General features: G+C 73.4%; 22 protein-coding genes. 13 read left to right on the top strand and 9 right to left on the bottom strand.

All coding sequences use genetic code 11. From position 1 onward, the window contains the following. Nucleotides 1-33: 33 nt before the first annotated feature. Both kynU and ACFVXG_RS16245 read right to left on the bottom strand, forming a co-directional pair. Complete coding sequence (gene kynU, locus ACFVXG_RS16250; protein WP_387928418.1) at nt 34-1260, bottom strand: kynureninase; 1227 nt, start codon at nt 1258-1260, stop codon at nt 34-36. A 77-nt stretch (nt 1261-1337) separates the two neighbouring features. After that, nucleotides 1338-2168 (bottom strand): tryptophan 2,3-dioxygenase, encoded by an 831-nt coding sequence (locus tag ACFVXG_RS16245; protein ID WP_387928026.1) that lies wholly within the window; start codon nt 2166-2168, stop codon nt 1338-1340. A 220-nt stretch (nt 2169-2388) separates the two neighbouring features. On the opposite strand from ACFVXG_RS16245, the gene ACFVXG_RS16240 reads away from it, so the two are divergent. Together ACFVXG_RS16240 and ACFVXG_RS16235 are read left to right on the top strand one after the other, a co-directional pair. After that, nucleotides 2389-2823: an Lrp/AsnC family transcriptional regulator gene (locus ACFVXG_RS16240; protein WP_350504685.1), complete on the top strand. Its 435-nt coding sequence runs from the start codon at nt 2389-2391 to the stop codon at nt 2821-2823. 65 nt (nt 2824-2888) lie between these two features. Then, complete coding sequence (locus tag ACFVXG_RS16235) at nt 2889-3428, top strand: NADPH-dependent FMN reductase (protein WP_387928024.1); 540 nt, start codon at nt 2889-2891, stop codon at nt 3426-3428. An 86-nt stretch (nt 3429-3514) separates the two neighbouring features. Here the strand turns inward: ACFVXG_RS16235 and ACFVXG_RS16230 are convergent, their stop codons facing one another. Continuing rightward, the gene (locus tag ACFVXG_RS16230; protein WP_387928022.1) at nt 3515-4147 is read right to left on the bottom strand and encodes a MarC family protein; all 633 of its coding nucleotides are present in this window, start codon (nt 4145-4147) and stop codon (nt 3515-3517) included. A gap of 123 nt (nt 4148-4270) precedes the next feature. Between ACFVXG_RS16230 and ACFVXG_RS16225 the strand changes: the two genes are divergently transcribed. The 3 genes from ACFVXG_RS16225 to ACFVXG_RS16215 all read left to right on the top strand — a co-directional run bounded on the left by ACFVXG_RS16225 (nt 4271) and on the right by ACFVXG_RS16215 (nt 7699). After that, nucleotides 4271-4831, top strand: coding sequence for a DoxX family protein (locus ACFVXG_RS16225; protein WP_387928020.1), 561 nt, complete (start codon nt 4271-4273; stop codon nt 4829-4831). A gap of 136 nt (nt 4832-4967) precedes the next feature. Then, on the top strand, nt 4968-5582 hold the full coding sequence (locus tag ACFVXG_RS16220; protein WP_387928018.1) for an FxLYD domain-containing protein: 615 nt from the start codon (nt 4968-4970) through the stop codon (nt 5580-5582). Between the two features lie 311 nt (nt 5583-5893). Then, a complete protein-coding gene (locus ACFVXG_RS16215) occupies nt 5894-7699 on the top strand; it encodes a glycosyl hydrolase family 18 protein (protein WP_387928016.1) in 1806 nt (601 codons plus the stop codon). A 134-nt stretch (nt 7700-7833) separates the two neighbouring features. On the opposite strand, the gene ACFVXG_RS16210 is transcribed toward ACFVXG_RS16215, so the two are convergent. Next, nucleotides 7834-8415 (bottom strand): MarR family winged helix-turn-helix transcriptional regulator, encoded by a 582-nt coding sequence (locus ACFVXG_RS16210; RefSeq protein ID WP_387928015.1) that lies wholly within the window; start codon nt 8413-8415, stop codon nt 7834-7836. 142 nt (nt 8416-8557) lie between these two features. Between ACFVXG_RS16210 and ACFVXG_RS16205 the strand changes: the two genes are divergently transcribed. The 4 genes from ACFVXG_RS16205 to ACFVXG_RS16190 all read left to right on the top strand — a co-directional run bounded on the left by ACFVXG_RS16205 (nt 8558) and on the right by ACFVXG_RS16190 (nt 13350). Next, the gene (locus ACFVXG_RS16205; protein ID WP_387928013.1) at nt 8558-9865 is read left to right on the top strand and encodes an MFS transporter; all 1308 of its coding nucleotides are present in this window, start codon (nt 8558-8560) and stop codon (nt 9863-9865) included. A 233-nt stretch (nt 9866-10098) separates the two neighbouring features. Next, entirely contained in the window at nt 10099-11715 is a 1617-nt protein-coding gene (locus ACFVXG_RS16200) for a dolichyl-phosphate-mannose--protein mannosyltransferase (RefSeq protein ID WP_387928011.1), read from the top strand. After that, nucleotides 11694-12560 (top strand): ABC transporter permease, encoded by an 867-nt coding sequence (locus tag ACFVXG_RS16195; protein ID WP_387928009.1) that lies wholly within the window; start codon nt 11694-11696, stop codon nt 12558-12560. Before ACFVXG_RS16200 ends, ACFVXG_RS16195 begins: the two co-directional genes overlap by 22 nt. Before the next feature lie 205 nt (nt 12561-12765). Beyond that, on the top strand, nt 12766-13350 hold the full coding sequence (locus ACFVXG_RS16190; protein ID WP_350504675.1) for a TMEM165/GDT1 family protein: 585 nt from the start codon (nt 12766-12768) through the stop codon (nt 13348-13350). Between the two features lie 61 nt (nt 13351-13411). On the opposite strand, the gene ACFVXG_RS16185 is transcribed toward ACFVXG_RS16190, so the two are convergent. Then, a complete protein-coding gene (locus tag ACFVXG_RS16185; protein WP_387928007.1) occupies nt 13412-14554 on the bottom strand; it encodes a peptidoglycan-binding protein in 1143 nt (380 codons plus the stop codon). Nucleotides 14555-14853: 299 nt separating this feature from the next. Here ACFVXG_RS16185 and ACFVXG_RS16180 point away from each other — a divergent pair, with 299 nt between their 5' ends. Next, entirely contained in the window at nt 14854-16929 is a 2076-nt protein-coding gene (locus tag ACFVXG_RS16180; RefSeq protein ID WP_387928005.1) for a DHA2 family efflux MFS transporter permease subunit, read from the top strand. A 9-nt stretch (nt 16930-16938) separates the two neighbouring features. Here the strand turns inward: ACFVXG_RS16180 and ACFVXG_RS16175 are convergent, their stop codons facing one another. Next, on the bottom strand, nt 16939-17292 hold the full coding sequence (locus ACFVXG_RS16175) for a hypothetical protein (protein ID WP_387928003.1): 354 nt from the start codon (nt 17290-17292) through the stop codon (nt 16939-16941). A gap of 53 nt (nt 17293-17345) precedes the next feature. Then, complete coding sequence (locus ACFVXG_RS16170; RefSeq protein ID WP_387928001.1) at nt 17346-17837, bottom strand: MarR family winged helix-turn-helix transcriptional regulator; 492 nt, start codon at nt 17835-17837, stop codon at nt 17346-17348. A gap of 47 nt (nt 17838-17884) precedes the next feature. Between ACFVXG_RS16170 and ACFVXG_RS16165 the strand changes: the two genes are divergently transcribed. Further along, nucleotides 17885-18295: a cupin domain-containing protein gene (locus tag ACFVXG_RS16165; RefSeq protein ID WP_387927999.1), complete on the top strand. Its 411-nt coding sequence runs from the start codon at nt 17885-17887 to the stop codon at nt 18293-18295. Between the two features lie 127 nt (nt 18296-18422). Beyond that, entirely contained in the window at nt 18423-18758 is a 336-nt protein-coding gene (locus ACFVXG_RS16160) for an antibiotic biosynthesis monooxygenase family protein (RefSeq protein ID WP_387927997.1), read from the top strand. Nucleotides 18759-18842: 84 nt separating this feature from the next. On the opposite strand, the gene ACFVXG_RS16155 is transcribed toward ACFVXG_RS16160, so the two are convergent. Both ACFVXG_RS16155 and ACFVXG_RS16150 read right to left on the bottom strand, forming a co-directional pair. Then, nucleotides 18843-19721, bottom strand: a complete 879-nt coding sequence (locus tag ACFVXG_RS16155; RefSeq protein WP_387927996.1) for a LysR family transcriptional regulator — start codon at nt 19719-19721, stop codon at nt 18843-18845. A 180-nt stretch (nt 19722-19901) separates the two neighbouring features. Continuing rightward, complete coding sequence (locus ACFVXG_RS16150; RefSeq protein ID WP_387927994.1) at nt 19902-22757, bottom strand: glycoside hydrolase family 3 C-terminal domain-containing protein; 2856 nt, start codon at nt 22755-22757, stop codon at nt 19902-19904. A 345-nt stretch (nt 22758-23102) separates the two neighbouring features. Between ACFVXG_RS16150 and ACFVXG_RS16145 the strand changes: the two genes are divergently transcribed. Beyond that, on the top strand, nt 23103-23549 hold the full coding sequence (locus ACFVXG_RS16145) for a hypothetical protein (RefSeq protein WP_387927992.1): 447 nt from the start codon (nt 23103-23105) through the stop codon (nt 23547-23549). Nucleotides 23550-23606 lie beyond the last annotated feature (57 nt).

Raw genomic sequence — 23606 nt, 5'->3', positions numbered from 1 at the left:
CCGGCATCCCGCCAGGTCACCCCGCCCAGGTGATCAGGTCACCTCGCCCCGACGGGAGAACTGCTCCTCCCGCCATTCGCCGCTCGCCAGTACCTCGGCCAGCTGCTGCGCCGCGTCCCACACCTCGGTGTACGAGAGGTAGAGCGGCGTGAAGCCGAAGCGCATCAGGTCCGGTGCGCGGAAGTCCCCGATCACCCCGCGCGCGATCAGCGCCTGCACCACCGGGTACCCGTCCGCGTGCCGCAGCGCGACCTGGCTGCCCCGCCGGGCGTGCTCGCGCGGGGTGACCACCTCGACCCCGTCCAGGCCCTCGACCAGCGAGACGAACAGATCGGTCAGCGCCAGGCTCTTGGCCCGGACGGCGGCCAGGTCGGCCCGCTCCCAGATGTCCAGGGACACCTCCAGCGAGGCCTGGCCGAGCAGCGAGGGCGAGCTGGTCAGGAAGCGCCCGATGCCCGGCTTGGGGTCGTACCCGGACTCGAAGGCGAATGGGCGGGCGTGCCCGAACCAGCCGCTCAGCGGCTGCTGCGGACCGGCCGCAAGGTGCCGCTCGGCGACGTACAGGAAGGCCGGCGAGCCGGGCCCGGAGTTCAGGTACTTGTAGGTGCAGCCGACCGCGAAGTCCGCGTTGGCGGCGCCGAGTTCGATCGGCAGCGCGCCCACCGAGTGGCAGACGTCCCAGATCATCAGGGCGCCCGCGGCCTGCACCCGGGCGGTGATCCCGGGCATGTCCAGCAGCTCGCCGGTGCGGTAGTCGACGTGCGACAGGACCACCGCGGCGACGTCGCCGTCCAGGTGCCGGTCCAGCTCCTCGGGGCGGAGCAGCACGCTGCGCCCGCCCTCGACCAGGCCGGTCACGCCCTCGGCGATGTACAGGTCGGTCGGGAAGGCCTCGACGTCGCCGAGCACCGTGCGCCGCCCCGGGCGCAGTCGCAGCGCGGCCGCGAGCACCTTGAACAGGTTCACCGAGGTGGTGTCGCAGACGACCACCTCCGTCGGGTCGGCCCCGATCAGCGGCGCGAGCCGCCGGCCCAGCCGGTACGGCTGCTCGAACCAGCCGGCGTCGTTCCAGCTGCGGATCAGCTCCCGGCCCCACTCCTGCTCGACCACCCGGGCCACCCGCTCCGGCGTGCGGACCGGCAGCGCGCCGAGCGAGTTGCCGTCCAGGTAGATCACCCCGTCCGGCAGGGTGAACTCCTCGCGGAACGCCGCCAGCGGGTCGGCGGCGTCCAGCGCCGCGCACTCCTCGCGCGTGATCATGCCCGTTCTCTCCTCCACCGCCGACTCCACTGCCGACTCCAGCGCCGACTCCACCGCCGACTCCAGCACCGGCTCGGTCACAGCTCGTCCCGGATCGTCCACAGCTCCGGGAACACGTCCTGCTCGGCCGCCTTGCGCAGCCAGGTCAGTCCGCTGGAACCGCCCGAGCCGGGCTTGGCGCCCATGGTCCGCTTGACCGAGGTCAGGTGCCGCTGGCGCCAGCGGGTGACCCGCTCGGCCACGTCCAGCAGCGCCTCGGCGAGCGGCTGGAGGTCGGCGAACTCCGGCTCGGTGTAGACCCGGTGCCAGGCCGCGGCGACCTCCTCGGAGGGCCGGTAGCGCTGCTCCGAGGGCTCCGCGTGCACCGCCAGGCCGCGGCGGGCCAGCAGCCCGAGCACCTCGTCGTACAGGCCGGGGGAGCGCAGCGCCTCGGCCAGCTCGGCCTGGGTCTCCGGCATCTCGGCGTACATGTTCAGCAGCGCGGCGTTCTTGTTGCCGAGCATGAACTCCAGGTGCAGGAAGGCCGAGGACTGGAAGCCGGAGGCCTCGCCGAACAGGGCGCGGAAGGAGTTGAACTCCTGCGGCGTCATGGTGGCCAGCAGGTCCCAGGACTCCACCAGCACGTCCTGGACGTGGGTGCCGCGGCGCAGCGCGGCCCGCGCGGCGGTCGGGTCGTCCTCGCGCAGCGCCTGCCGGGCGATCGTCCACTCGTGCCGCAGCAGGTCGAAGAGCAGCTCCATCACCTGGGTGGTGACGATGAACGACAGCTCGGCCGGCTCCTTGCTGCGCGGGTGCTGGAGGCTGTGCAGCTCCTCCAGGCGCACGTACTGCGCGTACGGGGTGCCCCGACCCGGCTCGCCGCCCCTACCGAACGACAGGTTGGGTGTCTCCACCGTGTCGTGCCCCATCCCGATCCCTCCAGCTCCGTCCGGGCACCGTCGCCCGGGTCCGGCGGAGCGGACGGACGTCCTGGTTCCACCGGGGAGCCCATTGTGCGGTGCCGTGGTCCCCCGCTTGAATGGCCGACGAGCACCGCAACCGGGCTTCGGGTTGTCGTTCGCGAGGCGTTCGGCCGATCTGCTTTACAAATGAAAAACCGCTGATCACAACCGCTTCTCGGGAGCCGTCATGGACGCCGTCGACCGCCGCCTGCTGGCCGAACTCCAGGCCGACGCCAGGCTCTCGTACAACGAACTCTCCCGCCGGGTGAGCCTGTCCGCACCCGCGGTGGCCGAACGGGTCCGCCGCCTGGAGGCGGACGGGGTGATCAGCGGCTACCACGCCCACGTCGACCCGACCCGGGCCGGGCTGCCGATCACCGCGCTGGTCCAGGTCCAGTGCTACGGCCCGCGCTGCGTGCTGCGCGACCCCGAGGTGGCGACCTGGCCGGAGGTGCTGCAGCTGCACCGGGTCACCGGCGGGGCCTGCTGCGTGCTGCTGGTCGCGGTCGCCACGATGGCCGGGTTCGAGGAGCTCTGCGACCGGCTCGGCGGGTACGGGCCGCCGGCCAGCTCGATGATCCTCTCCAGCCCGGTGCCCTGGCGGCCGCTGCTGCCGAACTGACGGCGGGCTTCGGTGGCAGCGGCCGGTTGGCCTTGACGCGCACGTCAAGGAGTAGGTTCCTCGGCATGTCGAACGAGCGCCACATCCTGCTGCTGCCCGGGAGCCTGCGGGCCGGCTCCGCCAACGAGGCCGTGCTGCGTACCGCCGCCGCGGTGGCCGACGCCCTGCCCGGCGTCCGGACCACGTACTACACGGGCCTGGCCGGGCTGCCGCACTTCAACCCGGACCACGACACCGACCCGCTGCCGGAGCCGGTGGCCGCGCTGCGGGCGGCGATCGGGGCGGCCGACGCGCTGCTGGTCTGCACCCCCGAGTACGCCGGGACGCTGCCGGGCTCCTTCAAGAACCTGCTGGACTGGACGGTCGGCGGGATCGAGATCTCCGACAAGCCCGCGGCCTGGATCAACTGCGCCGGACCGGGCCGCGGCCAGGGCGCCGAGGCCACCCTGGGCACCGTCCTCGGCTACACCGGCGCGGCCGTGCTGGCGGAGGCCTGCGTCCGGATCCCGCTGGAGCGCGGCACGGTCGGCCCGGACGGGCTGGTCGCCGACCCGCTGGTGCGCGGGCGGATCGGCGAGGTGCTGACCCTCTTGGCGGCTGGCTGAGCCGTTCGCCTGACGGCCGCCCGCTCGGTGCCCCGTCGGCTCGGCGCCCCGTCGGCTCGGCGCCCGCCCGCTCGGCGCCTGCCGGTTCAGTGCCCTGCGGGCAGGTGCACCCCGAGCCCGGCCAGGCCCTCCAGGAAGAGCTCGACGCCGACCGCCGCGAGCAGCAGCCCGAGCAGCCGGGACGCCACCTCCAGCGAGGTGCTGTGGGTGCGCTTCATCAGCGGCGCGAGCACGGCCACGCAGAGGTAGTTGAGCACCGCGACACCCACGTACGCCCCGGCGACGGCCGCCTTCCAGCCCCAGTTGTCCTGGTTGAGGGAGGCGACCAGGACGGCGGTGATCGCGAGCGGGCTGGCGATGTACGGCAGCAGCAGTTCGCGGATGCCGTCGGCCAGCGGGTTGGCCAGATGCTCGTCGTCGTCGCCGTCCGCGCCGAGGTGGAGGCCGAAGACCAGGGCCACGGCGTAGACGAAGAAGATCGCCCCGCCCGCGAGCTGCAATGACTGGTCGCTGATGTGGAAGAGCGTGGTCAGCTCGTCCGCGCCGAAGCCCAGGACCAGGCCGATCAGCGCCGAGACGACCGTGCTCCACGCGGCCAGCCGCCGGAGCTCCTTGGTGCTCCTGGTGCCGGCCAGTCTGGCGAAGGTCAGCAGGGTCTTCGGCGGGCCGACCACGGCGAAGAAGGTGATGAAGGCGCTGCCCAGGTTGAAGACGAACATGGGCCAAGCATTCCTGGTCGGACGCGGATTCGCCCGGATGGCGGCCCCGGGTCGAGCGCGCGGTCGCTCTCGGGTGCCATGGAGGTAGGTAGGACCACTCCTTGCCGGAAACGAGGATGCGACATGTGCCTGAACCGTAGGGACCTGGGCCTGTTGGCCCTGCGCAGCGCGGTCGGCGGGGTGCTGATCGCGCACGGTACCCAGAAGCTGTTCGGCTGGTTCGGTGGCGGCGGCCTGGAGGGCACCACCCAGGCGATGGACCATATGGGCTTCCACCCGGCCAGGGAGAGCGCCATCGCGGCGGGCGTCGGCGAGGCCGGCGGCGGCGCGCTGCTGGTGGCCGGGCTGGCCACCCCGGCGGCCGGCGCGGTGGTGGCCGGGACGATGGCCGGGGCCGTGGCGGTGCACGCCCCGGCGGGCTTCTTCATGACCAGCGGCGGCTACGAGTACCCGGCGTTCCTCGGCGCGACCGCCCTGGCGATGGGCCTGGCGGGCCCGGGGCGGTACTCGCTGGACCACGCGACCGGGCACGTCTTGGACCGGCCGTGGGTCGGTGCGCTGGCCTTCGTGGCGAGCGCGGCGAGTGCGTACGGGGTGGTGGCGCGGCGCCGTCACCTGGTGCGGCTGCGCGAGGAGCGGGCGGCGGTGGAGGCGGACGAGCAGGAGGGCTCCGGGCTGTCCTGAGGCGTGTCCTGTGGATCAGGTCGGGCCCGCGGCCTCACCCGGAGGCAGCACCCCTGCTGGCGGGGTCGGCGGGCGGCGCGGAGGGTGGGCGGGGAGGTGTGCCGGGCAGCCCGGCGCCGGAAGGAACGAGGACCTCATGGACCGCCAGCCGCTCACCCGAGCCACCTCCGGGCCGCGCCGCACCGCGCAGCGCCCGGCCGTCCTGACGAAGCGTCATCGAAGGCTGGCCGCAGGGGTGTTGGCGGCTGCCGTGCTGGGCTCGGCGGTGCTCGCGGGCTGCTCCTCCGGCAAGAGCGCGCGCGGTGAGGCCTCCGCGGCGGCCGGGGAGGTGCAGAAGGCGGCGAGCGCCGCCGCGTCGGCCGCGTCGGCGCTGGCCTCGGCGGCCGGCGGGGTGGGCGGGCTGCTGGGCTCGGCGCAGGCGGAGGCCTCGGCGGCGGTCTCGGAGGCCTCCTCGGCGGTCGCCGGGATCAAGGGCGGGCTGGACGCCAAGGGGGACGTCTCGGTCGGCGAGGTGACGACCGGCTCGGACGGCAAGGCGCAGGCGCAGCTGACCGTCACCAACCACGGGCAGCAGTCGTACCGGTACGTGGTCCAGGTGAACTTCACCGACGGGAGCGGCACGCTGCTGGACGCGACCGCGGTGACCGTCCAGGACGTGGCCGCGGGCCAGAGTGCCCAGGCCACCGCGCAGGCCAACCGGGAGCTCAGCGGCACGGTCAAGGCCGAGGTGGCGAACGCCGTCCGCTACTGACCGGGTCTGCTGCGGGGCCGGTGCGAGTCCGCTGCGGGGCGGGTGCGGAACCTTAAGCGGGTCTCAAGGCCAACAGGACCCCTTGACGGGCGAGTTGGTCTAGTCCATTTTTATTCCCCAGGTGCAGGGAGCCCCTGAACCGGCGTCACAGGCCTCGTGCCGGTGGCGCCGGTTCGGCGCATCCCGGTGTCCGTCATGGCCTATCCGCTCGATTCCCACCCCTGATCTGTCATGTCCCGGTCGTCCGGCCCCACCCCGGACGCGCGACCCCACCGGGCGACGGAACCCCCACACCCAGGAGTCACGCACCCATGCTGCGCTCACGCATTGAAAGGGCCGGGACCCCGGCTCCGGACGGGCCCCGCCGGCGCCGCCCGAAGAGCCTGGCCGCCGTCGCGGCCGGCACCACCGCCTCCCTGCTGCTCGGCGCGGGCCTCGCGCTGTCCGGAGGCGGCGCGGCCAACGCCGCCACCACCAACTCCACCGGCGCGGCCGCCACCAGCGGCGGCATCAAGGTCGCCTACTTCGACCAGTGGTCGGTCTACGCCAACGCGTACTACCCGAAGACGATCCAGGACACCGGCGTGGCCGGGAAGCTGGACTACCTGATCTACGACTTCGCCAACATCTCCCCGACCGACCTGGGCTGTTTCGAGGCGACCAAGGCCGCCGACACCAACGACAACAACCCCAACGCCGGTGACGGCGCGGCCGACGCGTTCGCCGACTACCAGAAGAGCTTCGGCGCGGACATCTCGGTGGACGGCGTCGGCGACGTCTGGAACCAGCCGATCGCGGGCAACTTCAACCAGCTGAAGAAGCTGAAGGCGAAGAACCCCAACCTCAAGGTCCTGCTGTCGATCGGCGGTTGGACCTACTCCAAGTACTTCTCGTCGGCGGCCGCCACGGACGCCTCGCGCAAGCACCTGGTCTCGTCCTGCCTCGACATGTTCATCAAGGGCAACCTCCCGTCCGACGCCGGCTACGGCGGCCCGGGCACCGGCGCCGGCGTCTTCGACGGCATCGACATCGACTGGGAGTACCCGGGCGGCGGCGGCCACACCGGCAACATCTCCAGCCCGGCCGACAAGCAGAACTTCACCCTGCTGCTGCAGGAGTTCCGCAACCAGCTGGACGCCCAGGGCAAGGCCGACGGCAAGACCTACGCCCTCTCGGCGGCGGTCGGCGCCGGCCAGGACAAGATCATGAACGTCGAGACCGACAAGATCGGTCAGTACCTGACCTTCCTCGACGTCATGACCTACGACATGCACGGCGGCTGGGACCCCCAGGGTCCGACCAACCACCAGGCCCCGATCTACTCCGGCCCGAACGACCCGTCGACCCCGGCCAAGCCGGGCAACGGCAAGTACTCGATCGACAACGCCATCAAGGCGTGGACGGTCGGCGACGCCCAGTACGGCATCCCCGGCGGCTTCCCGGCCAACAAGATCAACATGGGTGTGCCGTTCTACTACCGCGGCTGGACCGGCGTCCAGAACAACGGCAAGAACGGCCTCTTCCAGCCCGCCACCGCCCCCGCCGCCGGCGCCGCGATGTCCGGCAACGTCCCCGGCATCCAGATGTACAAGGAGCTCGGCGGCTTCGTCGACAACCCGTCCAAGACCTTCTGGGACGACGACGCCAAGGCCGCGTACTTCTACGACGGCACCACCTTCTGGAGCGGTGAGAACGCCAAGTCCATCCAGGCCAAGCTCGACTACGCGCACTGCAACGGGCTCGGCGGCTCCTTCGCCTTCTCGCTGTACGACCTGGGTACCAACACCAGCCTGTTCGACACGATGGTGAACGCCACCAACGGCTCCGCGGCCGGCTGCCCGGCCCCGCCGACCGGCACCCCGACGCCGACCCAGACCCCGACCGGCACCCCCACCGGCACCCCGACCGGTACGCCCACCGGGACCCCGACCGGCACCCCGACCTCGCCGGCCACCTGCTCGGCCGCCCCGAGCTGGGACCCGAACGCCACCTACGCGGCCGGCGGCACCAAGGTCTCCTGGAAGGGCCACTACTACACCAATAAGTGGTGGACCAAGGGCGACGACCCGAGCCAGAGCGGCCAGTGGGGCGTCTGGACCGACAACGGCCCCTGCTGAGCGGCTGACCGCCGCCGTCCGAGGGCCTGACGGACCTCGCGGCACCTGAAGCGGCACCTTGAACGAACACGGAGTCCGGCCCGCCGGGGGAGCATCCCCCGGCGAGCCGGACTCCGTCATTTCCGGCGGCCCGCTCAGGCCAGGTCGGCCGTGCGCCCGGGCGCGCCCGGCTGGCTCTCCTCGATCCGCCGCAGCATCCGGGCCAGCAGGCCGGAGAGCGCGGTGCGCTCCTCGCCCGCGATGTCCTGCAGCAGCTCCTCCTCGAACACCGCCGCCATCCGCATCGACTCCAGCCACTTGTCGCGGCCGTTCTCGGTCAGCTCGATGATCACCCGCACCCGGTTGGACTCGTCCCGCTCCCGGGTGACCAGGTCCTCGGCCACCATCCGGTCGATCCGGTGGGTCATCGCGGCCGGGGTGAGCCCCAGCCGCTTCGCCAGTTCGCCCGGGCCCAGCCGGTACGGGCTGCCGCTCACCACCAGCGCCTTGAGCACCTCCCACTCGGCGGAGGTGATCCCGAGCACAGTCAGCTGCCGGTCGTACGCGACGCCCATCCGCCGGGAGACCCGGTTGAGGGTCTGCACGATCGTCTCGACCTGGGGGTCGACGGTGGGGAACTCCCGCTGGTAGAGGGCCACTTGCTCGGCGATTCCGAGCTCCAGGGGGGTGGCCCGCGGGGGCTTGTCGGCAGCCGGCGGCGGCTTGTCCGTAGTCATGCGGACCAGTGTCGCACGGGCGTGCACTCCTTAAGCCTTTGACTCCGCAGTCTTCCGGTGCTAAGACTTTATCTCGACAGAGTTTAGGTCTGAAATCTTCTGGGCTTAAGAGTTCCAGTGGAAACAGGAAGGGATGTGCACGGTGACCGGCACGGTGAAGCAGCAGAGGCAGCAGCGACGTGGGGCGGGCGGCCCGCTGCGCCGCGTCCAGATCGGCAACGCGCTCAGCGCGTTCGGCAGCGGGTTCACGATGCCGTACATGTTCGTGTACGTGGACCAGGTGCGCGGGCTGGGTTCGCTGGCGGCCGGGATGGTGTTCACCGTCTTCGCGCTGGCGGCGCTCGCGGTCCTCCCGTTCACCGGGCGCGGCATCGACCGGTACGGCCCCCGTCCGGTCCTGCTGGCGGGTGCGGCCCTGGCCGCCACCGGCGCGTTCGCCTTCGGCCACGCCACCGGCACCCCGGAGCTGCTGGTCTCCTCGTTCCTGTTCGGCGCGGGTGTCACCACCTGCCAGCCGGCGCTCGCCACGATGATCGTCCGCTGCTCCACGGCGGCGACCCGCTCGCACGCCTTCGCGCTGCAGTTCACCCTGGTCAACCTGGGCATGGGTATCGGCGCGCTGGTCGGCGGGCAGATCGTGAACGTGGCCGACCCGGCCAGCCTCACCCGGCTGTTCACCATCGAGGCGGTCACTTTCCTCGGCCTGGCCCTGGTCACCGGCACCGCTCGGATACCGAAGGCCCAGCTGAGCGTCGTCCAGGGCGCGGCGACCGGCCCGACCGGCCTGCGCGCCCTGCTCGCCGATAAGGCGATGGTGCGGCTCAGCATCCTCGCCGGGCTGATCTTCTTCACCTGCTACGGCCAGTTCGAGTCCGGCGTCGCGGCCTTCGCCACCGACACCGTCGGCACCGCGCCGTCCACCCTGGGCCTCGCGATCGGCGCCAACGCGGTGACCATCGTGGTGCTGCAGATGTTCATGGTGCGGATCACCGCGCGGCACCGCCGTACCGCCGCGATGGCCGCGGCCGGCGTGGTCTGGCTGGGCGCCTGGGCGATGGCCCTGGTGGCCGGTCTGATCCGGACGGAGACCATGGCCGCCACGGTCGCCATCGTCTCGATCTACGCCCTGTTCGGCGTCGGCGAGTCGCTGCTCGCGCCCACCATGGGCCCGATGGTCGCGGACCTCGCCCCGGCCCGGCTGCTCGGCACCTACAACGCCGGGTACGCCCTGGTGAAGCAGATCGCGATCGCGGTCGGCCCGGCCGTCGGCGTGCTGCTGGTCGGCTCCGGCACCTGGCCGCTCTACCTCGCGGCCATGGCGGGCTCGACGGTGCTGATCGTCGTCATGGCGCTGCGGCTGCGCCCGTACCTCACGGCCGAGCAGGACAACGCGGCCCCGGCCGTGGTCCGCACCCCGGCCCTGGTCCGGGAGCTGCAGACCGCCGCGTGACGGCGGACGGCCGAGTGGATCAACTGCACGGTGCGGCCGCGTGAATCGGCCGCTTGAATCGGCCTCTTGTACGGGCGCCGACCGGGTCACCTGGTCGGCGCCCGTCGCGCTTGGCTTCGCGGGCACCGCCACATAGTGTCAGTGGCTGTTGACCGCCCAGGCCCCGGCCGGGGCAGCAGACCCGGGCCCGGCGCAGCACCGCGGGCCCCGCAGACAGGCGAATCGGCGAGGCTATGACGCAAGCGGCGCTCACGCACCCCCCGGCGGCCCCGGCCACCGCCGAACCGGACCGGGCACCGGCCCCGCGCGGACTGCTGCGCTGGGCGGCCGACCGCTCCGGTTGGCTCGGCCCGATCGGCGTCGCGCTCTTCGCCGGGCTGCTGCGGTTCTGGAACCTCGGGTACCCCAACGCCTTCGTCTTCGACGAGACGTACTACCCCAAGGACGCCTGGTCACTGCTCCAGCAGGGCTACGAGGGCACCTGGCCCGACCACGCCAACGCCGACATCCTGGCCGTCCCGCAGTCCATCCCGCTCAGCTCCTCGCCGGAGTTCATCGCCCACCCGCCACTCGGCAAATGGGTGATGACGATCGGCGAGCAGCTGTTCGGGCTGCACCCCTTCGGCTGGCGGTTCATGACCGCTCTGCTCGGCACCCTCAGCGTGCTGATGCTGGCCCGGATCGGCCGCCGGCTGTTCGGCTCCACCCTGGTCGGCTGCACCGCCGCGCTGCTGATGGCCGTCGACGGCCTCCAGCTGGTGATGAGCCGGGTCGGCCTGCTCGACGGCATCCAGATGTTCTTCGTGCTCGCCTCCTTCGGCGCCCTGCTGATCGACCGCGACCACGTCCGCGCCCGGCTGGCCGGGGTCACCGACGGCGACGACGTGCGGCTCGGGTGGCGCCCCTGGCGGATCGCCGCCGGGGTGCTGATCGGCGCCGCCTGCGCCGTCAAGTGGAACGGCGCCCCGATCCTCGCCGCCTTCGGCGTCCTGACCGTGCTCTGGGACCAGTCCGGCCGCCGTGGTGCCGGTGCCCGCCACCCCTGGCGGTCCATGCTGCGCCGGGACGCCGTACCCGCCCTCCTCGCCATGGTCGGCTCCGCCCTGGTGGTGTACGTCGGGGCCTGGAGCGGCTGGCTGGCCAGTGGCGCCGGCGGCGGGGGCGGCTACGACCGGCACTGGGCCGACGGCCGCGCCGGGCTCTCCCCGGACCACGCCTTCGGCATCCCGCTGCCGCAGGTGTCGATGAGCTGGGTCCCGGCGCCGCTGCGCAGCCTGTGGCACTACCACTCGCAGATGTACGAGTTCAACACCGGCCTGAGCACCCCGCACACGTACCAGTCCAACCCCTTCGCCTGGCTGGTCGACGGCCGCCCGGTCTCGATGTACTGGGAGCAGGTGCCGACCGGCACGCGCGGCTGCACCTCCTCCGGCGGCTGCTCGGCGCAGATCCTGGGCCTGGGCACCCCGTTCCTGTGGTGGGCGGCCTGCTTCGCGCTGGTCTACCTGCTGTGGCGCTGGTTCTTCCGCCGGGACTGGCGCTCGGGCGCCGTGCTGTGCGCGGTGGCCGGGATCTACCTGCCCTGGTTCCAGTACCAGGAGCGGACGATCTTCTCCTTCTACATGGTCGTGCTGGTGCCGTTCCTGTGCCTGGCCGTCGCCCAGATGCTCGGCGCGATCCTCGGCCCGGTGGGCTGCAGCCCCGAGCGCCGCCGGTACGGGGCGATCGCGGCCGGGCTGATCGTGCTCGCGATCGTCGGCTGTTTCGCCTTCTTCTACCCGCTGTACACGGCGGAGGTGATCCCGATGTCGTCCTGGCAGGACCGGATGTGGTTCACCAGCTGGATCTGATGCCGCTGTCGGCGCCGGTACCGCTGTTGGCACCGGTACTGCTGTCGGCACCGCTACCGGCACCGGTGGCGCTGGCGGCTTCCGGCGGCGGGCAGCTGCTGCCGGTCACCCCGGTGCTCGGGGCGGTCACGGCGGTGCTGCTGCTGGCCGCCGTGGCGGTGGCCGGCCGGGGCCTGCTCGGCCACGGACGGGCGGTGGCGCGGGCCGGGCTGCGGGCGGTCGTCCAGCTGGCCGCCGTGGCCGCGGTGATCAGCTGGGTGGTCGCCTCGCTGTGGTGGTCGGCGCTGTTCGTGCTGCTGATGTTCACGGTCGCGGTGCGCACCGCCGGCCGGCGGATGACCCCCGGCCCCGGCTGGGTCTGGGCGGCGGCCCCGATCGGCGCCGGGGTGCTGCCGGTGCTCGCCCTGCTGCTGGCCGTCGGGCTGCTGCCGCTCAAGGGCCTGTCGGTGATCCCGGTCGCGGGCATCCTGATCGGCGGCGGGCTCACCGCCACCTCGCTCGCCGGGCGGCGCGCCCTGGACGAGCTGCGGCAGCGGCGCGGCGAGGTGGAGGCGGCGCTGGCGCTCGGCTTCGAGGAGCGGGACGCCCGGCTGGAGATCTGCCGTACGGCGGCCGCGACCTCGCTGGTCCCGGCGCTGGACCAGACCCGCACGGTCGGCCTGGTCACCCTGCCCGGGGCCTTCGTCGGGATGCTGCTGGGCGGCGCCTCGCCGGTGCAGGCGGGGGCGGTGCAGCTGTTCGTGCTGGTCGGGCTGCTGGCGGTGGAGTCGGTGGCGGTCGTGGTGGTGCTGGAGCTGGTCGGGCGGGGGCTGGTGACGACCGGGCCCGTCGGCGACGTCGGGTAGGCTGGAGCGCGTTGAAGGGGAGTAGCCCTCCACCGGACCGTCGACATACTGGCCCCCAGGGGCCCGGCGCCCGGGGCACCGCTCGATTGGCGGCTGCCGGCGAGACCTTCGGCCGCAGTGCTGTGACCATTTCCAGTGCTGTCGGGCCGAAGAGTCCCCTGACGGACTTGCGGAGGCCGGACAGCCGACCGAGGGGTTTCCTCCGATGAGTTTGACCGTTGCCGCGTTGACGTTCGGCATCATCTTCCTGGCCGAGCTGCCGGACAAGACCGCGCTGGCCAGCCTGGTGCTCGGCACCAAGTACCGGGCGAGCTACGTCTTCGCGGGCGTCGCCGCGGCGATGCTGGTCCAGGTGGTGCTGGCGCTGGTCGCCGGGCACCTGCTCTCGCTGCTGCCGCACCGCTGGGTGGAGGGCATCACCGGCCTGCTGTTCCTGGTCGGCGCCGCGATGCTGCTGTTCCACGGCGGCGAGGACGAGGACGAGCACGCCGCCAAGGAACCGTCCTCGAACCGCTTCTGGAAGGTGGCCGGGACCAGCTTCGTGGTCGTCGCGGTCGCCGAGTTCGGTGACCTGACCCAGATCATGACCGCCAACCTGGCCGCCAAGTACGCCGATCCGATCGCCGTCGGCCTCGGCTCCTGGCTGGCGCTGTGCGCGGTCGGCGGGATCGCCATCGTGGGTGGTCAGAAGCTGCTCAAGCACGTGCCGATGAAGCTGATCATCCGGGTGGCGGCGGCGATCATGGTGGTGCTGGCCGGGGTCAGCATCTTCGGGGCGATCACCGGCTGACGGCGCTCACTGGTTGACGGCGCTCACCGGATGGCGGCGGTCGCCCGCCGCCCGGCCCCGCTCAGCAGCCGGGGTCGGCGGCGAGGGTGGCCTGGGTCTTGGGACCGTAGACGCCGTTCTCGCCCTTGATCCGGTTCTGGCGCTGGTAGTCCTGCAGCGTCGTCCGGGTCCAGTAGTCGAAGGTGCCGGTCACGAGCGACTTGTCGACGAATCCGCACTCGGCATTGACCAGCAGCTGCTGCATGGCGGTGACGTCGGGCCCGCTCATCCCGATCTGGAGCAGCCGAGGGGTCGGGGTGGGCGTCGGCGTGGGGGTGGGCGTCGGAGTCGGGGTGGGCGTCGGCGTGGGGGTGGGTGTCGGGGTCGGCGTGGGCGTCGGGGTGGGGGTCCTGGTCGGGCTGGGTCTGGCGGTGCGGGTGGCGGTGGGGGTCGGCGTGTCGCTGGGCGGCGCCGAGGTGGTGGTGGGAGGGGCGGCCATGGTCGGCGGGTCCACCGGGACGGGGGCGAGCGAGGCGGTGGGCACCGGCTCGGCCTGGTGGCTCGGCGCGGAGGAGGGCGTCACGGCGTACGCGAGGCCGACGGTGAGCGCCAGCAGTCCGGCGCCGACGCCCGCGATCAGTCCCTTGCGCCCGGCGAAGGGGCTGCGCTCCGACTGCTCGGCCTGCCGCCGGGCGGCCCGTCCGCCGGCGGGGAGGGCATCGGGCTCGGGGGCCCGGTTGTCGAACGGGAAGTAGCCGAGCTCCTCCCCGGAGCCGGCCGGGCCGGCAGGCCCGCCCGAGCCGCCAGGGCCGACCGGGCCGGGCGGGACCGGGGGCAGGACGGTGGTGGCGCCGTTGCCGTACGCGTCCGGGGCGGGCCCCGGGACGGGCGGCAGGACGGTCGTCGCGTAGGCGTCGGCGTCCGGCCCGAGCGGGGGCGTGACCGGCGGCTGTGCCTGCTGGGCCTGCTGCGCCTGGTGGGCCTGGTGCGTCGGATGCACCGGGTGCATCGGTCCGACCGGGGGCAGCACGGTGGTCGCGAACGGGTCGGCCGTCAGCTGCGGCTCGTCGGCGACCTGTTCGGGCGCCTGCGGCACGTACGGGCGGACCAGCGGCGGGCCCTCCAGGTGCGGGAGGACGGTGGTCTCGTCGAGGCTCCGGTCGGGGAGGCAGCTGCACCCGGTGGAGCGTGCGGTGCCGCACGTCGGGCAGTGCTGGTCCGGCATCGGCCGGTCCTCCTCGGTTCTCGGGTCTCGCGATCGGGCCTGATTATGCAGGACGTACCGGAGGGTGGACAGGGGCGTCCGGCCCCCGGCGGGGGTGTTGTGCCGGTTGGTGGTGGTTGGCCCCCGGGGAAACCACCGGAACGCGAGTGGCGGGCCCGGTGCTTACGTTCGGCTCAACCGGACGGCGCAAACCGGGGCATATCTGCCAGCATGGGGAACGGGGAGTGATCATCCACCCGGGCGGCCGGTCGTCCGGCCCCGCGACCCTACGGAGAGGCCATGCCGCCTGTGGTGACGCCATGACGGACCCCCGTGTCGCGTCCGAGCGGGGCCCGGCGCCCCGGTCCGGCCCGCCCGGGGCCACCGTCCCCAACCTCTGGGTGCCGATCGGGGCCCTGCTGCTGGCGATGCTGCTGGCCGCCCTCGACCAGACCATCGTCTCCACCGCGCTGCCCACCATCGTCAGCGACCTCGGCGGCCTGGACCACCTCTCCTGGGTGGTCACCGCGTACCTGCTGGCGTCCACCGCCGCCACCCCGCTCTGGGGCAAGCTCGGCGACATGTACGGCCGGAAGCGGTTCTTCCAGGCCTCCATCGTGATCTTCCTGATCGGCTCGGTGCTCTGCGGAGTCGCCCAGAACATGGGCGAGTTGATCGCCTTCCGTGCTCTCCAGGGCCTCGGTGGCGGCGGCCTGATGGTGCTCTCCCAGGCGATCGTCGGCGACCTCGTCGCCCCCCGGGACCGCGGCAAGTACCAGGGCCTCTTCGGCGCCGTCTTCGGCGTCACCAGCGTCCTCGGACCGCTGCTCGGCGGCCTGTTCGTCGACCACCTCAGCTGGCGCTGGGTCTTCTACGTCAACCTGCCGATCGGCGTGGTCGCCCTGGTGGTGATCGCCGCGGTGCTGCACGGCGTGGAGGTCCGGCGCGAGCACCGGATCGACTACCCGGGCACCGCGCTGATCGCCGCCGTCGCCACCTGCCTGGTGCTGATGACCTCGCTCGGCGGCACCACCTGGGCCTGGAGCTCCTGGCAGGTCGTCGGCCTGGGCGTGCTCGGACTGGCACTGCTGCTCGTCTTCGTCCAGGTGGAGCGGAGCGCCGCCGAACCCGTCCTGCCGCTGCGGCTGTTCCGGTCGCAGACCTTCAGCCTGGTCGCGGTGATCTCCTTCGTGGTCGGCTTCGCGATGTTCGGCGCCCTCACCTACCTGCCGACCTTCCTCCAGGTGGTCCAGCAGGTCTCGCCCACCATGTCCGGCATCCACATGCTGCCCATGGTGCTCGGCATGCTGCTCACCTCGATCGGCTCCGGCCAGATCGTCGCCCGCACCGGCCACTACCGGGCCTTCCCGATCGCCGGGACGGCCGTCACCACGGTCGGGCTGCTGCTGCTCTCCCGGCTCGACGAGCACAGCGGCACCGCTGAGATGAGCCTCTACTTCCTGGTCTTCGGCCTCGGGCTGGGCCTGGTGATGCAGGTGCTGGTGCTGATCGTGCAGAACTCCGTCGGCTACCAGGACCTCGGCGTGGCCACCGCCGGCGCCACCTTCTTCCGCTCCATCGGCGCCTCCTTCGGCGTCTCCATCTTCGGGACGGTCTTCGCCAGCGGACTGCGCTCCCGGCTCGCCGACGCCCTGGCCGGGCAGCCGCTGCCACCGGGCTTCCGGGTCGAGGCGATCACCGCCGACCCCCGCCTGATCACCCGGCTGCCGGCCGCCCTCCAGGCCGGGGTCCACCACGCCTACGCCGAGTCGATCACCCGGGTGTTCCTGTACGCGGTGCCCGTCACGGTGGTCGCCTTCGTGCTGTCGCTGTTCCTACGGGAGCAGAAGCTGCGCTCCACGGTGACCGCGCCCGACCTCAGCGAGTCCATCGGGATCAACCCGGTCGAACGGTCCTCCCTGGACGAGATCGCCCGCGCCCTGTCCGTACTGAGCACCCGGGAGGCCCGGCGCGACCTCTTCCGCCGGATCACCGCCACCGCCGGACTCGACCTGCTGCCCGCCTCCAGCTGGCTGCTGCTGCAGATGCACCACCACGGCTCGGTGGAACCCGCCGAGCTGGCCGAGCGGCGGGTCGTCCCCGTCTCGGTCGTCGAGGAGGCCGTCCGGGAGGTGGAGGGCCGCGGCCTCGCCGCCCGCACCGGCGGCCTGCCGCTGCGGCTCACCGAGCCGGGGGAGGAGGCGGCGCTGCGGCTGGTCGCGGCCCGGCGCACCCAGCTCGCCGAACTGCTGGGGGACTGGGACGAGCAGCAGTACGAGGACCTCGCCGCACTGCTCACCCGGCTCAGCTCCACGCTCTGCGCCGACCGGCGCGACCGGCCGGACCCGCCGACCGGCCCGCAGCCGCCGTACCGGGGGGAGGGGCGGTCGTTCTAGGCCCCGGGTTCAGGACTTGGCACAAGCCGCCTGCTGCGCAAGCCAGTTGACGGCGGCGGTGAGCGCCGGGTCGCCGTCCTTGCGGGGGTCGACGAACTCGTCCGGCTCGATCCGGCCCTCGTGGACGCGTCCGGTGCGGTCGGCCTCGGCGGCGCCGGTGAGCAGGATGACGGCGCCGTCGGAGAGGCGGTGCGGGGCGTTGCCGGTGGGCACTCCGTAGGTGGCGGTGCCGAAGCTGCGGGTGCCCGGGGACATCCGCCCGGAGCCGGCCGGTGACGAACCGGCCGTCGAGGAGCAGGCCGTCGAGGAGCAGGCGGCGAGCAGCAGCACGGTGGTCGCGGCGAGCGCCGTGCGCGTCCTCATCCGACTCATCCGATCCCCCCGGCGGTTCGTACGGACCCCGATTGTCGCTCAGCTCACGGGGCGCCGAACCAGCGAGGGGTGTCGAGCCGGAACGGGTCCCCGGGGGCGAGCAGCCGCAGGCCGTCCTCGACCTGGCGGAGCTGCTCCTCGCCGAGGGTGGCGGACCACTCCGCGCGCAGCTCGTCGAAGATCCGCGCCGAGCGGACCAGGCAGTCCACACCCCGCCCGGTGAGCCGGACCACCTTGCGCCGGGCGTCGGCCGGGTCGCTGCCGCGCTCGACGTAGCCGAGCTGCTCCAGGCTTTCGATGGTCTTGCCCGCGGCCTGCTTGGAGACGCCGAGCCGGCGGCCGAGTTCGACGGCGGTGGTGCCCTGCGGGCCGATCGCCTGGAACACGAAGCCGTGCATCGGGCGCAGGTCCGGGTGTCCTTCACGGGCGATGCGTTCGTGCAGCTCGTCGATGATCGTGCGGAAGGCGAGCAGCATGCGCAGCGGCAGCTCGAAGCCGGGCGGGGTGGGTTCGCTTGACACGATAGACAACCTCATTGACCATATAGACAACTCCATTGTCCATCTTAGGGGATTCCTTCACCATGCCCGTGATCCGCTCCGCCGACGCCCGCCGCACCGAGACCCCGAACGCCGTCATGACCACCCTCGCCTCGCCCACCCAGGGCGCGACCGCCCTCGCCCAGTGGCGGGTCGAGATGCCCGCCGACCGGCAGGGCCCGCTGCACGCCATGGACACCGAGCAGATCTGGACCCTCCTCGCCGGCTCCGCACAGGTCGACCTGGCCGGCGAGACCCTGGCGGTCGCCGCCGGCGACACCCTCGTCCTCCCCGCCGACGCCCCCCGCCGCATCACCACCGCCGAGGGCTTCACCGCCCTCGTCGCCTCCCCCTCCCCGTCCCACGCCTACAACCCCGACGCCCGCACCCCCGACGGCGCCTGCGCCCTCGCCCCGCGCGACGCCGAGCGCCTCCTGCCGACCTGGATCGCCTGAGCCGCGGCGCCCGACCCGCATCGCCCGACCTCCGCCGTGTGAGGTGTAGGAGACTGCTGGTCGTAGGCAGCAACCGAGCCGGCGGCCGCGCCGAACGCGCGGCCCCGGCGGATCAGTGAGGAGCGGCATGTCCGTCGTCAAGATCAATGTCCTGACGGTGCCCGCCGAGCAGCGCGAGGTGCTGGAGCAGCGGTTCGCCTCGCGGGTCGGCGCGGTGGAGAACTCCGACGGCTTCGAGTGGTTCGAGCTGCTGCGCCCGGTCGAGGGGACCGACCAGTACCTGGTCTACACCCGCTGGCGCAGCGAGGAGGACTTCAAGGCCTGGATGGAGGGCCCGATGCAGGCCGCCCACCGTGGCGGCGGCGAGGGCGGCGAGGGCGGCGAGGCGCCGAAGCGTCCGGCCGCCTCCGGGTCCACGCTGTGGTCCTTCGAGGTCGTGCAGTCGGCGGGCCCGAAGGCCTGACGGACGTCGGGCAGGCGGACGGCGCGTCCCGGGGTTCCGGGGCGCGCCGTTGGTCTGCCCGTTCGCCTCGTCCGGCAGGGGAGTTCAGGCCGAGGCGGCGTGCAGGGCCTCGCGCAGGGCGGGGGTGGGCTCGCGGTCGGCGCGCCAGACCAGGCGGAGGTGGAGGGGTGGTGGGGCGAGGGGGAGGCGGACGAGGGTGCCGGAGGCGAGCGGCTCCCGGACGGCGGACTCGGGGAGCAGGGCGATGCCGAGGCCCTGTTCGGCGCAGGCGCGGGTGACGGCGATGCCGCCGGTGCGGACGCGTTCGAGGTCGTGGCCGAGCAGCCGCTCGCCGGCGAGCCGGAAGGAGCAGGCGGGGGCGTTCACCAGGAGCCGTTGGCCGCGCAGGTCCTCGCGGGTGAGGGTGGTGGCGCCGCTGAGCGGGTGGCCGGGGGCGGCGACCAGGGCGAGCGGGACGTCCTGGAGGTCGAGGTGGTCGAGCGGGGCGGGCGGCAGGTAGAAGCCGAGTTCGCCGAGCGGGCCGGCGGTGTCCAGGATGAGCGCGGCCTCCAGGGCCCCGGCCGCGACGCCGCCGAGCAGGCCGTCCCGGGCGGTGTCGGTGTGCAGGGAGACGTCGAGGCCGGGGCGGTGTTCGGAGAGCCGGGCCAGTAGGGCCGGAACGTGGGTCGCCGCTATGGTCGCCAGCGCGCCGAGCCGGAGCCGGGCGCGGTCGGCGGTCACCTCGCGGCGGGCCTGATCGGCCTGGTCGAGCAGTCGGCGGGCCCAGGGCAGCAGCCGCTCGCCGGCCGCGGTGAGGGCCAGGTCGCGCGGGGCCCGGTCGAACAGCTCGGTGTCCAGGCCGCGTTCGAGGGTGCGGATCTGCTCGGCGACCGAGGAGGGGGCGAGGCCGAGCGCCACGGCCGCCGCGGTGACGGTGCGGTGGGCGACCACGGCCTCGAAGACGCGCAACTGACGAAGTTCCACTGGCTTCCCCGGCTCCCCCGAACGTCCGTGTGTGCTCGTATCGCTGGCGTTGCGGGACAGCGTACGGGTGCGTTCCGCCCTTTCGAATGGTGGAGGGGGAATCAGCGGTGGAGCGGATTCCGGTGGCGGGGCGGAGTGGGTACCGCTCCCGCCGTCGACTGCCACGTCACGGCCGGGGTTCTAACTGGGAAGCTTCCAGGACTGGTTGGCGGTGCCCAGGCAGTCCCAGAGCTGGAGTCCGGTGCTGTCGGCGCTGCCGCCGCCCCGGGTGTCCAGGCAGCGTCCGGAGGCGGGGTTGAGGAGGGTGCCGTCCTCGCGCGGCTGCCAGCGTTGGGCGCCGGAGCCGTTGCAGTCGTAGAGCTGGACGGGGGTGCCGGCGGTGGTCCGGCCGTCGGTGGCGTCCAGGCACTTGCCGTAGGCCCGCAGTGAGCCGTCCTGCCGGACGGACCAGTCCTGGGCGCCGGTGGAGTTGCAGTGGTAGAGCTGGACGGCGGTGCCGTCGGCGGTGGACGCCCCGGCGACGTCCACGCACTGCCCGGCGATGCCGGTCAGCGGGCCGCTCGGGCGGGGGGTGGCCCAGCGCTGCTCGGCGGCGCCCGAGCAGTCCCGCAGCAGCGGGCGGCCGTCGGCGGCGGTGAGGCAGCGGCCGGAGGCCGGGTGCAGCAGCGAGGAGTCCGGGCGCAGGCGCCACTCCTGGTCGGGGGCCCGGGTGCAGTCCCGCAGGCGGACGGGGGAGCCGTCGGCGGAGCCGGCCGGGGTGAGGCAGCCGTCCAGGAGGCCGATGCCGCCGTCCGAGCCGACGGTGGCGTCCTGGGCCGTCGTGCCCGCGCAACTCGCGGACTGCACGGCCGCGTTGGGGTCGTCGGCGGTGGCCCCGGCGTCCAGGCAGGAGCCGTCGGAGCCGGTGATCCGCCCGGACCAGGTGGAGACGGCGGGGGAACCGGGCACGTCCACCGTGCCCCGGAGCCGGGGTGCGCGGGAGGAGGAGCCGACGGTGAGGCCGTACGGCCCGCCGGGGACGCCCCAGCCGTGGACGCCCTCGTCCCAGACGGCGAAGGCGGAGCGGTCCAGCCGCAGTTCCACGTGGGTCGAAGCGCCGGGCGCCAGGGTGACCTTGTCGAAGGCCTTGAGCTGCTGCGGCGGTTCGCCGGCCGCGGACGGGAAGGCCAGGTACAGCTGGGGCACCTCGGTGCCGGTCCGGGAGCCGCGGTTGCGCAGGTCGAAGCCGACCCGGACCCGGCCGGCCGGGTCGGGGCCGGTCACGGTGAGGCCGCCGTAGTCGAAGCTGGTGTACGAGAGGCCGTGGCCGAAGGGGAACAGCGGGGCGGTGCCGCTGGCGTCGTACCAGCGGTAGCCGGTGCCGAGGCGCTCGGTGTAGTGGTACGCGCCGTCCGTGCCCGGGTACTGGGCGGCGTCCCGGATCGGGGTGGCATCGGCGGAGGTCGGGAAGGTGACGGGCAGCCGCCCGGCCGGGTCGACGTCGCCGAACAGCACGTCGGCGAGGGCGGCGCCGCTCTGCTCGCCCGGGTACCAGGCCTCGACCACGGCGGGCACCGTGTCCAGCCAGGGCATGGTGACCGGCCCGCCGGTGTCCAGCACCACCACCGTGCGCGGGTTGGCCCGGGCGACGGCCCGGATCAGCGCGTCGTCCGCGTCGCTGAGGTGCAGCGAGCCGCGGTCGGCGCCCTCGGTCTCCTCGTCGCCGACCACCACCACCGCGGCGTCCGCCCCCGTGGCCAGGGCGGCGGCCGCGTCGGCGTCGTCGCCGGGGTGGTAGCGCACCTCGGTGTTCGGGCCGACCCGGGCCGCGATGCCCTGGCGGGGCGTCACCGTGTGCTCGGCGTAGGGGGTGACGTGGGAGGATCCGCCGCCGCCGGTGTAGGCGCGGTCCGCCCAGGGGCCGATCACCGCGACGGACTTCAGCCGGGCGGCGTCCAGCGGCAGCGCGGCCCGTTCGTTGCGCAGCAGAACCGTTCCGGCGGCGGCTGCGGTCCGGGCGTCGCGCGCGCCGGCGGCCGGGTCGGCCGGGGGCGCCTGGGCTCCGTCGAGCGCCCCCGTGCGCGCCATCAGCCGCAGCACCCGGCGGACCTGGTCGTCGAGCACGGCCGGGGCGAGCCGGCCGTCCGCCACGGCGGCGGGAAGGTCGGCGAAGTAGGTCGAACCGCCGAACTCCTGGTCCAGCCCGCCCGCCGCGGCGTTGACGGCGGAGTGGGTGGCCGGGTAGTCGGAGCCGACCACCCCGTCGAAGCCCCAGCGGCCCTTCAGCACGTCGCGCAGCAGCGGGAAGTGCTCGCACGCCCAGATCCCGTTGACCGGGTTGTAGCCGCACATCGCCGACCAGGCCCGACCGTTCCGGACGGCCGCGCGGAAGGCGGGCAGCTCGATCTCGGCCAGCGTGCGCTCGTCCACCTCCGAGCTGTACGACTGGCGGTTGTCCTCCTGGTTGTTGGCCGCGAAGTGCTTGACCTGCGCCGCGACGTGCTGGGCCTGGATGCCGCGCACCTCGGCGGCGGCGAGCTGCCCGGCGAGGTGCGGGTCCTCGCCCAGCGTCTCGAAGTCCCGGCCGCCCTGGGGGATCCGCACGATGTTCACCATCGGCGCGTACAGCACCTGGTAGCCGCGCGCCCGGGCCTCCCGGCCCAGCACGTCGCCGTACCGCGCGGCCAGCGCCGGGTCGAAGGCGGCGGCCAGGGCGACGGGCGCGGGCAGCGCGGTCGCCGGCCGGCCGTCCCGGACGCCGGACGGGCCGTCGGACAGCAGCAGCGGCGGGATGCCGAGCCGGGGCACGCCCGCGACGTAGCCGACGGAGCTCACGCCGGCCGGGGCGTCCTGGCCGCGCAGCAGGGTGACCTTCTCGTCGGTGGTGAGCTGGGCGAGCAGGCTCTCGATGCGCTGCTCCTGCCCGCCGGGGCCGTCCTGTGCGCGTTCGTCCGGGGCGGCTGCGGCGCTGCCGGTGGTGACGGCGGCCAGGAGGCAGCCGCCGAGCCCGAGTCGGAGGAGTCGCGTCCCCAGGAGTCGCGTCCGCGGGAGTCGCATCCGGAGGAGTCGCGTTCGCGGGGGTAGCGGAGAGGGGCGTCGCATCCGCGGGGGGAGCAGGGAGGGGCGTCGCATGGCAACCACCGTTCGACGGAGACGGATCCAGCCGGGCGGCCTGGTGAGATGACGATCCGTCAAAGTTACGTTGACCTGTCGGTGGTCGGCAGGTGGCTCGACAGGGCGTGTCGTGTACGACGGGGGCGCACGCACCATCGCGGGCGACGAATCCGGGGATTTCACCCGTTCGGGCGCGAGGTGAAACCGGGCCCGTCGGCACCGGGCGACGGGCCCGGCCTGCGGGTACCGCCCGCCGGGTGCCGGGAGGGGGTGGGTAGATTCTCGAACATGAGAACGTCAACGGGGGACGGTCGGCCGGTGCGTGCGGCGCTCGACCGCCTGGGAACAGCGGACCCGACAGCGGAGCGCTCCCGCACACTCCTGGGCGGGGGGCTGGTCGTCGTCGCGGTCCTGCTCTTCGCCTGGATCCTGGTCCTCGGGTCGGTCACCCGCGGGCAGGCCGAGGTCAGGAACTGGTCCACGGTGTGGATCGGCATGGACGTCCTCCAGGTCGCCGGCCTGATCGCCACCGCCAGGCTGCTCGTCCGGCGCTCACGCCTGACCGCCCTGGCCGCCGCCGCGGCCGCCACCCTGCTCCTCCTCGACGCCTGGTTCGACGTGATGACCGCCGAGGGCGGCGGCGCCTGGTACACCGCCCTCGCGATGGCCTTCCTCGTCGAACTCCCGGCTGCCCTCGGCCTCGCCGCCCTCGCCCGGTCCGCCCTGGACTGGTGAGGTCCGACGGCCGGCCGACCGCGGCCGTCGCGCACCTGCCCGTCTCACCACCATTGG

It is taken from the genome of Kitasatospora sp. NPDC058162, assembly GCF_042884005.1.
Classification (GTDB): domain Bacteria; phylum Actinomycetota; class Actinomycetes; order Streptomycetales; family Streptomycetaceae; genus Kitasatospora.
The sequence above is the reverse complement of the archived record's forward strand: the minus strand, read 5'-3'. Positions and strand labels throughout refer to the sequence as shown.